We start from the raw sequence: 9,744 nt of genomic DNA, 5'->3' as shown, positions 1-9,744 counted from the left end.
GCCCGGTTACATTCCGAACCCGGAAGCTAAGCCCTTCTGCGCCGATGGTACTGCGAGGGGGACCTCGTGGGAGAGTAGGACACCGCCGAACTCTTATTGAAGGAGTCGGTTCCGGATCTTAAGGTCCGGGACCGACTCCTTTTTGTTGCGCTTAACGTCCCGTTCACGTACCGAAGTGACGATCCGGAGTATGAGGTCACTTGCAGCGCTGCGTGCGGCGGGCATCGGCATCGGCGACGAGGTCATCGTCTCCGCGTTCGGGAACACCGACATCACCGGCTCCATCGTCGAACTCGGCGCGCTGCCGGTCTTCGCCGATATCGAGCTGGACACGTACTCCCTCGACCCCGACGCCGTGGCCGCCGCCATCGGCCCCGCCACGGCCGCCGTCGTCGCCGTACACCGCTTCGGCAGGCCCGCGCCCATGGCCGCCCTGCACGCCCTCGGAAAGCGGCACGGACTCCTCGTACTGGAAGAGGACGACGTGGAGAGTGAATTGCACGGTGGGCGCGCCATCGACGGTGCGGACGCCGTGTCTGCCGCACGCCGGTTCAACGCCTCCGTACTCGACTACCGGCTGCGCGGCGTCCTCACCCCCGCAGCCTGCCCCCGGCACACATACCGCCAGTACGTGGTGCGGGTGCCAGGGAACGGCAGGCCGGACCGGGACGCGTTCGCACGCGCCGCCCGCCGCAAGGGAATCGCGTGCACAGTGCCGGTGAAGACCCCCGCACACCGGCTCCCCGGATTCCGGCGGAGCGTCTTCCTGCCGGAGACAGAACGGGCCGCCGACGAAACCCTCGCCCTGCCTCTCGGCGCCGACCTCGCCAAACGCGAAATGCAGCGCATGAGCGCCGCATGCAACGCGCTCGGCGGCCTCCTCCAGCCCGCGTAACCGACAATTCGACGACCGGCAAAGCCGGTTGGGAGCACCCGCTGAATAAGGGTATGATCGCTCTGGCCGCAGGCGCTGGAGACCGGAAAGCATCGGAATCCGCGTGGTGGCAGTGCCCCTATAGCTCAGTCGGCAGAGCGTCTCCATGGTAAGGAGAAGGTCAACGGTTCGATTCCGTTTGGGGGCTCAGAAGCGAGACGCCCGCACACGTAGAACAGAAGGTCCCCGCCCATTCGGACGGGGACCTTTTTCGTGCCCCGCGCGGGCCGACCGGGCACCTCAGTCCTGAAGCCCCGGCACCCGCATCGCGAGAATCGCCATGTCGTCGGACGGCGCGTCCGAGGCGAAACGCTCCACCGCGCGCATCACCCGGGCCGCGACCGCGCCCGCCGTCAGCCCCGTGCACTGCGTCAGCACATCCGTGAGCCCGTCGTCGCCGAGCATCCGCGTGCCCTCACGGCGCTCCGTGACGCCGTCCGTGACACACAGCAGCACATCCCCGGGATCGAGGCACACCGTCTGCTCGTACAGCTCAAGGTCCTCCATCACACCGAGCAGCGGCTGCGGTTCTGCCGCCGCCTCCACGACACCCGTCTGACGAAGACGCAACGGCAGCGGATGCCCCGCGCACACCACCTTCAACCGCGCGCTGCCGTCCTCCTGCGGCCACAACTCGCCGTACAGCAGCGTGAGGAACCTGCTCCGCGCACCCTCGTCGAGAATGGCCGCATTCAGCCGTTCAAGGACCGCGGGGCCCGTGAAACCCTCCCGGGCCAGCAGTCGCAGCGCATGCCGGGCGAGGCCCGTGACCGCGGCCGCCTCAGGACCCGTACCGCACACGTCGCCGATCGCGAAGCCGTAGGCGCCGTCCCTGATCGGGAAGAGGTCGTAGAAGTCACCGCCGACCTCATTGCCCTCACCGGCCGCGCGGTAGATCACCTCGACCTCCACACCCGGCACGTCGGGCAGCTCGGGCGGGAGCAAGCTGCGCTGCAACGACTGGCTGATCGCCGTGCGCTCCGAGTACAGGCGCGCATTGTCCAGCGCCAGCGCCGCCCTGCGGGACAGATCCTCGGCCAGCTCCAGGATCTCCTGCCTGAAATGGTCGTCGGACGGCTTGCCGAGCGTCAGCATCCCGATGACGCGGTTGCGCGCCACCAGCGGCAGAACGACCGTTTCGCCACCCACCGCGGAAGCCGTCGCCAGCGTGGGCCCCACCCCCGAGTCGGCGTCCCCGGCCTGGCCGAGATCGAACCGGCGCATCGAAGTGCGCAGCGCCGCCTGGTGCGCCGCGTCCGCCGGCGCCTTCCACACCCGCGCGCCCGGCGTCGTCACCGGCTCCGGCGGGTCGATCCGCGACAGCAGCGCCTTCAGGCCGTCGATGCGCTCCTCGTCCTCATGCAGGACGTACGAGAGATACGGCTCCGACGACTGGTCGGCGATCGTGTAGACGGCGCACCACGTGGCGAGCGTGGGCACCGTCATCTGCGCCATGAGCGCCAGCGTCTGGTCCCTGTCCAGCGTGCCCGCCAGCAGGTCCGACGCCTCCACCAGGAACGAGAGCGAGCCACGGCGCAGCCGCTCAAGCTCGCCGAGGCGCGCCGACTCCACCGCGAGCGCGATACGGTCCGCGGCGAACTGAAGGCGCAGCGCCTCCTCGTTCGAGTAGCGGGCAGGGGTCTCCGCGGCGACGCCGAGGGAGCCCGTGAGACGGCCCTCGACCTTCAACGGGACCGTGACCACCGACCGCATGCCAGTGTCCTCAAGGAGCGGGACGGCGCCCTTCGCGTTGGTCAGGTCCTCGTGCACGGCGGGCATACGCGCGGAACCGAAACGGCCGTGCGCCACCTCCACGGGCACGCGCGCGAAACGCTGCCGGGCCGAGGGCAGCCCCGTCGAGGCGCGTACCTCAAGCTCCGTCTCGTCGTCCGTCGCGAGCAGCAGGAACGCGGCGTCGCCGTCCAGTATGTCGCGGGCGCGCTCCACCGTGCGCTGGAGCAGCCCGTCCAGGTCGTCGGGGGCGGGCGAGCCGATGAAGACCTCGAAGGGGTCCGCGGGGCCCGGCTCACCGGCCGCGGGCGCGTCGGTGGCGGGCGCGCGGGAGGGGCTCTGGAGGACGGCGCGCTCGTGCTCGCGCACCAGCAGGCAGACCGTGGACGGCTCGCCCTCCGTGTCACGCACCCGCAGATGCGAGGCGTACACGCGGATCAGGGGCCCCTCGGCGGCACGGATGCCGTAGCTGCCCTCCCAGCGGGAGAGCTGGAGCGCCTCCGCGACGCCGGTGCCCGTGCCGGGGGTGTGGGGCCATGCGGCGAGATCGGTGAAGGGCTTGCCGACGATCTGCTCCGGTGCGTAGCCGAACAGGCGCTGCGCGTCGTCGTTCCAGGCCGCGATCGTGCCGTGGCGGTCGATCTGGACGACCGCCACCCGGACCCTGCCGTCCGTGGGCGGCAGCATCCGCACCGGCAGCGACGGACCCGCGCTGCGGGTGCCCGGTACCCGGTCGGGCAGCGGAAGCTGGAACCAGACGCGCTTGTGCGTGGGCGTGTACTCGACACCCCAGCGGGCGGCGATCGCGGCGCACAGCTGTAGCCCGCGGCCGCCCTCGCGGTCCGGGTTCCCCATGGAGACCTGCACCTGCTGGACGGGGATCTCGCGCTCCGGATAGCGGTCGGAGACCTCGACCCGGACGCCGTCCGCGGAGAGCAGGCACAGCACCTCGGCGGTGGTGCCCGCGTGGACGACGGCGTTCGTGACGAGTTCGCTGGTCAGCACCACAGCGTCGTCGATGATGTCGCCGCACCCCCAGCCCTGGAGGGTGTCGCGGACGAAGGATCTCGCCGCGGCGACGGAGCGCCCCGCGGGCTCGAAGCTGGCAGCCGCGCGAGCCGTGATCACTGAACTCCTCGGTCGGGTCCTGTCCTGTGTGGGCACACCGGGCGTTCTGTTCTGCCGTGGGTCCCCCTGTCCCTCCGGCACCTGCACTCCGGTGGTCATACTGAGGCCGCCTCCGATGCCCGTTCGTACTCGTGCCGCCGCCCAGACCCCCCCTGCGCCGGCGCGGCTGGACAGCCGTGTGCAAGGTTACTTACCTTCGCCGTGCTCGCGGATGCCGCCCGGCAGAGTTTCCTCCCCAGGAGTGGGGGGAGCGTGAGGGAAGCTGCCGAACTGTTATGGCCTGGTTCCGTCGGGGTGAAACACTGGGCAGGCTGCAAGTGAGAGCCCGAGCACGAGGTCGACCCCTGCGGGAGGGACACGGTGGAGTCTGGCGAAGCGGCGCATGGCACCGTCGCGCGTACACGAAGCGGACAGCCGGCCGCCAAGGCGCGTACCGCGCGGCGCGGTACGACTGCTGTGGACACGGCGGCGATGGGGAAGCTGCTCGCGGCGCTCACGGCTATGCGGGACGGCAACTTCCGCAAGCGCCTGGCCGTGCCGGACGACGACGAGACCATGGCCGAGATCGCGACCGTGTTCAACGAGGTCGCGGACCGGCAGCTCCACCTCACCGGGGAGCTGTCGCGGGTGCGGCGGGTGGTGGGACGTGACGGAAAACTCACCGAGCGGCTTGCCGCGGGCGAGGGCCAGGGCGCGTGGGCGTCCGCGATCGCGGCGTCGAACGCGCTGGTGGACGATCTCGTACGGCCCGTGTCCGACGTCGGGCGGGTGCTCACGGCGGTCGCGGAGGGCGACCTGGAGCAGCGCATGGAGCTGCGGGTGACGCGCGCGGACGGCAGCGACCATCCGCTGCGCGGTGAGTTCCTGAAGGTCGGCAAGACCGTCAACAACCTGGTGGACCAGCTCTCGACGTTCACCGACGAGGTCACCAGGGTGGCCAGCGAGGTCGGTACCGAGGGCAAGCTCGGCGGTCAGGCGCGGCTGCGCGGCGTCTCGGGGTCCTGGAAGGACCTCAGGGACTCCGTCAACCAGATGGCGTACCAGCTCACGGCGCAGGTACGGGACATCGCGCTGGTGACGACCGCGGTCGCCGAGGGCGATCTGTCACGCAAGGTGACGGTGCATGTCGACGGCGAGATGCTCGCGTTGAAGAACACCGTCAACACCATGGTCGACCAGCTCTCGTCGTTCTCGCAGGAGGTCACGCGGGTCGCGCGGGAGGTCGGCACCGAGGGCGAGCTGGGCGGCCAGGCGCAGGTGCCGGGGGTGGCCGGGGTCTGGAAGGACCTGACGGACTCGGTCAACCTGATGGCGGGCAACCTCACCGCGCAGGTGCGCGGCATCGCCCAGGTGACGACGGCGGTAGCCAGCGGGGACCTGTCGCAGAAGGTGACGGTGAGCGCGCGCGGCGAGGTGGCGCAGCTCGCCGAGACCATCAACCAGATGACCGAGACGCTGCGGACGTTCGCCGACGAGGTCACGCGCGTGGCGAACGAGGTCGGCGCCGAGGGGCGGCTCGGCGGTCAGGCGAACGTGCCGGGCGCCGCGGGTACGTGGAAGGACCTCACCGACTCCGTCAACACGGTCTTCCGCAACCTCACCACACAGGTGCGCAATATCGCGGAGGTCACCACCGCCGTCGCCAACGGCGACCTGTCGCAGAGCGTGACCGTCGATGTCGCGGGCGAGATGCTGGAACTGAAGAACACCGTCAACAAGATGGTGCACCAGCTCTCCGTGTTCGGCGCCGAGGTCACGCGCGTGGCCCGCGAGATCGGCGACGAGGGCGAGCTGGGCGGCCAGGCCCGGGTCCTGGGCGCGGCCGGTACGTGGAAGGACCTCACCGACTCGGTCAACACCGCGTTCCGCAACTTGACCGGACAGGTGCGCAACATCGCAGGGGTGACGACCGCGGTCGCGAACGGCGACCTGTCGCAGAAGGTCACCGTGGATGTGCGCGGCGAGATGCTCCAGCTCAAGAACACCGTGAACCGCATGGTGGACCAGCTCTCCAGCTTCGCCGACCAGGTCACGGTGATGGCGCGGGACGTGGGCACCGAGGGCCGCCTCGGCGGGCAGGCGCAGGTGGAGGGCGTCAGCGGCACCTGGAAGGAGCTGACGGACTCCGTCAACTCGATGGCGGGGAACCTGACCTCGCAAGTGCGGCAGATCGCGCAGGTGACCACGGCGGTGGCGCGCGGTGACCTGTCGCAGAAGATCGACGTGGACGCGCGGGGCGAGATCCTGGAGCTGAAGGACACCATCAACACGATGGTCGACCAGCTCTCCGCGTTCGCGGACCAGGTGACCCTGGTGGCGCGCGAGGTGGGTACCGAGGGCAGGCTGGGCGGCCAGGCGCAGGTGCCCGGCGTGGCCGGTGTGTGGCGGGACCTGACCGACTCCGTCAACGGTATGGCGGGCAATCTGACCACTCAGGTCCGCAACATCGCCCAGGTGGCGACGGCCGTCGCGCGCGGTGACCTGTCGCAGAAGATCGACGTGGACGCGCGCGGGGAGATCCTGGAGCTGAAGGACACCCTCAACACGATGGTGGACCAGCTTTCGGCCTTCGCGGAACAGGTCACGCGGGTGGCCCGCGAGGTCGGTACGGAGGGCATCCTCGGGGGCCAGGCCGAGGTGCCGGGCGTCGCCGGCACCTGGAAGGACCTCACCCAGTCCGTCAACTTCATGGCGAACAACCTGACGAGCCAGGTCCGCAACATCGCCGAGGTGACCACGGCGGTGGCCAACGGCGACCTGTCCAAGAAGATCACGGTCGACGCCAAGGGCGAGATCCTGGCGCTGGTGACCACCGTCAACACCATGGTCGACCAGTTGTCGAACTTCGCCGAGCAGGTCACCAGGGTGGCGCGCGAGGTGGGCACAGAGGGGCAGCTCGGCGGTCAGGCACGGGTTCCGGGCGTGACCGGGATCTGGAAGGACCTGAGCGAGAACGTCAACCTGATGGCCAGTAACCTGACCAGTCAGGTGCGGAACATCTCCCAGGTGGCGACCGCGGTGGCCAACGGCGACCTCACGAAGAAGGTCACCGTGGAGGCCAGCGGCGAGGTCGCGCAGCTCGCCGACACCGTCAACACCATGGTGACGACGCTGTCGTCGTTCGCGCAGGAGGTGACGCGTGTCGCCCGCGAGGTGGGCACCGACGGCATCCTGGGCGGCCAGGCGCGCGTGCCGGGCGTCGCCGGCACGTGGAAGGACCTCACCGAGTCGGTGAACTCGATGGCGTCGAACCTGACCACCCAGGTGCGCAACATCGCGATGGTGACGACGGCCATCGCCAAGGGCGACCTCACCAAGAAGATCGACATCGCCGCGGGCGGCGAGATCCTGGAACTCAAGACGACCGTCAACACGATGGTCACGCAGCTCTCCAGCTTCGCCGAGCAGGTGACCAGGGTGGCGCGTGAGGTGGGCACGGAGGGCCAGCTCGGCGGCCAGGCGCGGGTGCGCGACGTGGACGGCGTCTGGCGCGACCTGACCGAGTCCGTCAACGAGATGGCCGGGAACCTGACCCGCCAGGTGCGCGCGATCGCGCGGGTCGCCACCGCGGTGACCCGCGGCGATCTCAACCTGAAGATCGACGTGGACGCGGCGGGCGAGATCCAGGTCCTTCAGGACCACATCAACACGATGATCGCGAATCTGCGCGACACCACCCTGGCCAACAAGGAGCAGGACTGGCTGAAGGGCAACCTCGCGCGCATCTCGGGCCTGATGCAGGGCCGTCGCGACCTTGACGACATCGCGTCGCTGATCATGAGCGAGCTGACGCCCGTGGTGTCGGCGCAGCACGGCGCGTTCTTCGTGGCGATGCCGGTGGAGGAGGGCAACAGGGCGGCCCAGGGCGACGACTACGAGCTGCGGATGCTGGGCTCGTACGGCTACTCGATGGGCTCCATGCCGACGTCGTTCAGGCCGGGCGAGACGCTGATCGGAACCGCCGCGGAGGAGCGGCGGACCATCGTGGTGGACCGGGTGCCCTCCGGCTACCTGAAGATCGCCTCAGGGCTCGGCGAGGCGCCGCCCGCGTACGTGATCGTGCTGCCGGTGCTGTTCGAGGGCACGGTGCTCGGGGTGATCGAGCTGGCGTCGTTCCAGCCGTTCACCCAGATCCAGAAGGACTTCCTGAGCCAGATCGCCGAGATGATCGCGACGAGCGTCAACACCATCAAGGTCAACACCAAGACCGAGGTGCTGTTGAAGCAGTCCCAGGAGCTGACGGAGCAGCTCAGGGAGCGCTCCGCCGAGCTGGAGAACCGGCAGAAGGCGCTCCAGGAGTCCAACGCGGAGCTGGAGGAGAAGGCGGAGCTGCTGGCCCGCCAGAACCGCGACATCGAGGTCAAGAACACCGAGATCGAGGAGGCGCGGCAGGTCCTGGAGGAGCGCGCCGAGCAACTGGCGGTCTCCATGCGGTACAAGAGCGAGTTCCTCGCCAACATGTCGCACGAGCTGCGCACTCCGCTGAACTCGCTGCTGATCCTCGCCAAGCTGCTCGCGGACAACGCGGAGGGCAACCTCTCGCCCAAGCAGGTCGAGTTCGCGGAGACGATCCACGGCGCGGGCTCCGACCTGCTCCAGTTGATCAACGACATCCTGGACCTGACGAAGGTCGAGGCGGGCAAGATGGACGTCTCGCCGACCAGGATCTCGCTGGTGCAGCTCGTCGACTACGTGGAGGCGACGTTCCGGCCGCTGACCGCGGAGAAGGGGCTCGACTTCTCGGTACGGGTCTCGCCCGAGCTGCCCGCGACGCTGCACACGGACGAGCAGCGGCTGCTCCAGGTGCTGCGCAACCTGCTGTCGAACGCGGTCAAGTTCACCGACTCCGGCACCGTGGAGCTGGTCATCAGGTCGGCGGGCGCGGACGTGCCCGCCGCCATCCGCGACCAGTTGCTCGAAGCCGGGATGATCAGTGAGCCGGACGCGGACCTGATCGCGTTCTCGGTGACGGACACCGGGATCGGGATCGCGGCCGGGAAGATGCGGGTGATCTTCGAGGCGTTCAAGCAGGCGGATGGCACCACGAGCAGGAAGTACGGCGGCACCGGTCTTGGGCTTTCGATCAGCCGGGAGATCGCGCGGCTGCTCGGCGGCGAGATCCACGCAGCGAGCGAGCCGGACCGCGGCTCCACGTTCACGCTCTACCTGCCGCTGCGGCCCAGCGGCCAGCCGAGCGAGAGTTACACGCAGCTCGCGCCGTCGATCGAGCCCGGTGACGGCCTGCTCGCCCTGGAGGGCGGCTCCGGTCCCGACACCCCGGCCGAGGTGAAGTCGTACCGCGACTCCCAGACGGGGCCCGCGGCGCTCTTCAGGCGGCGCCGCAGGACCGCGGCGGCCCCGCATGCCGAACTGCCGCCCGCGCCGCCTCAGGAGGCCGCCCAGGAGCCCCCTGAGCCCCCCTTGGAAGAGACGGCGGAGACGGCGGAGACCGTGGCGGCGGAGCCGGGGGAGGAGCCGGTGGCGCCCCGGGAGGAGCCGGAGCGCGCCCCCGCGCCGCGCAGGCCGATCAGGTTCCGCGGCGAGAAGGTGCTCATCGTCGACGACGACATCCGCAACGTCTTCGCGCTCACCAGCGTGCTGGAGCAGCACGGCCTGTCCGTGCTGTACGCGGAGAACGGCCGCGAGGGCATCGAGATGCTGGAGCAGCACGACGACGTGGCCGTGGTGCTGATGGACATCATGATGCCGGAGATGGACGGCTACGCCACGACGACGGCGATCCGCAGGATGCCGCAGTTCGAGGGGCTGCCCATCGTGGCGCTCACGGCGAAGGCGATGAAGGGCGACCGTGAGAAGGCCTTCGAGTCCGGAGCGTCCGATTACGTAACGAAGCCGGTCGATCCCGATCACCTTTTGACAGTCATGAGTGGGTGGATGAGCCAGGAGTGACAGGCGTACGTTCAAAGACGGCAGAGTTGTGGCAGGACCCG

General features: G+C 69.5%; 3 protein-coding genes, 1 tRNA gene and 1 rRNA gene. 4 read left to right on the top strand and 1 reads right to left on the bottom strand.

Annotation, left to right across the window (positions count from 1 at the left end):
* The 3 genes from rrf to ACIBIW_RS12230 form a co-directional block, all read left to right on the top strand.
* Positions 1-91, top strand: a 5S ribosomal RNA gene (gene rrf, locus ACIBIW_RS12240); the annotation flags it as partial.
* 99 nt (positions 92-190) lie between these two features.
* Complete coding sequence (locus ACIBIW_RS12235; RefSeq protein WP_399334831.1) at positions 191-895, top strand: DegT/DnrJ/EryC1/StrS family aminotransferase; 705 nt, start codon at positions 191-193, stop codon at positions 893-895.
* A gap of 114 nt (positions 896-1,009) precedes the next feature.
* Positions 1,010-1,082 (top strand) — tRNA-Thr (locus ACIBIW_RS12230).
* A gap of 92 nt (positions 1,083-1,174) precedes the next feature.
* On the opposite strand, the gene ACIBIW_RS12225 is transcribed toward ACIBIW_RS12230, so the two are convergent.
* Positions 1,175-3,892, bottom strand: coding sequence for a SpoIIE family protein phosphatase (locus ACIBIW_RS12225; RefSeq protein ID WP_399334829.1), 2,718 nt, complete (start codon positions 3,890-3,892; stop codon positions 1,175-1,177).
* A 261-nt stretch (positions 3,893-4,153) separates the two neighbouring features.
* On the opposite strand from ACIBIW_RS12225, the gene ACIBIW_RS12220 reads away from it, so the two are divergent.
* On the top strand, positions 4,154-9,703 hold the full coding sequence (locus ACIBIW_RS12220; protein ID WP_399334827.1) for a HAMP domain-containing protein: 5,550 nt from the start codon (positions 4,154-4,156) through the stop codon (positions 9,701-9,703).
* Positions 9,704-9,744: the final 41 nt, after the last annotated feature.

The sequence above is a fragment of the Streptomyces sp. NPDC050560 genome (assembly GCF_044457285.1).
Classification (GTDB): domain Bacteria; phylum Actinomycetota; class Actinomycetes; order Streptomycetales; family Streptomycetaceae; genus Streptomyces.
Note: the sequence above shows the minus strand (reverse complement) of the source record. Positions and strands in the feature narration are given on the sequence as shown.

Bases quoted from the DNA above. Each gene is read 5' to 3' on its own strand.
- ACIBIW_RS12235 (WP_399334831.1), top strand. From the start codon at position 191: ATGAGGTCACTTGCAGCGCTGCGTGCGGCGGGCATCGGCATCGGCGAC.
- ACIBIW_RS12225 (WP_399334829.1), bottom strand. From the start codon at position 3,892: ATGACCACCGGAGTGCAGGTGCCGGAGGGACAGGGGGACCCACGGCAG.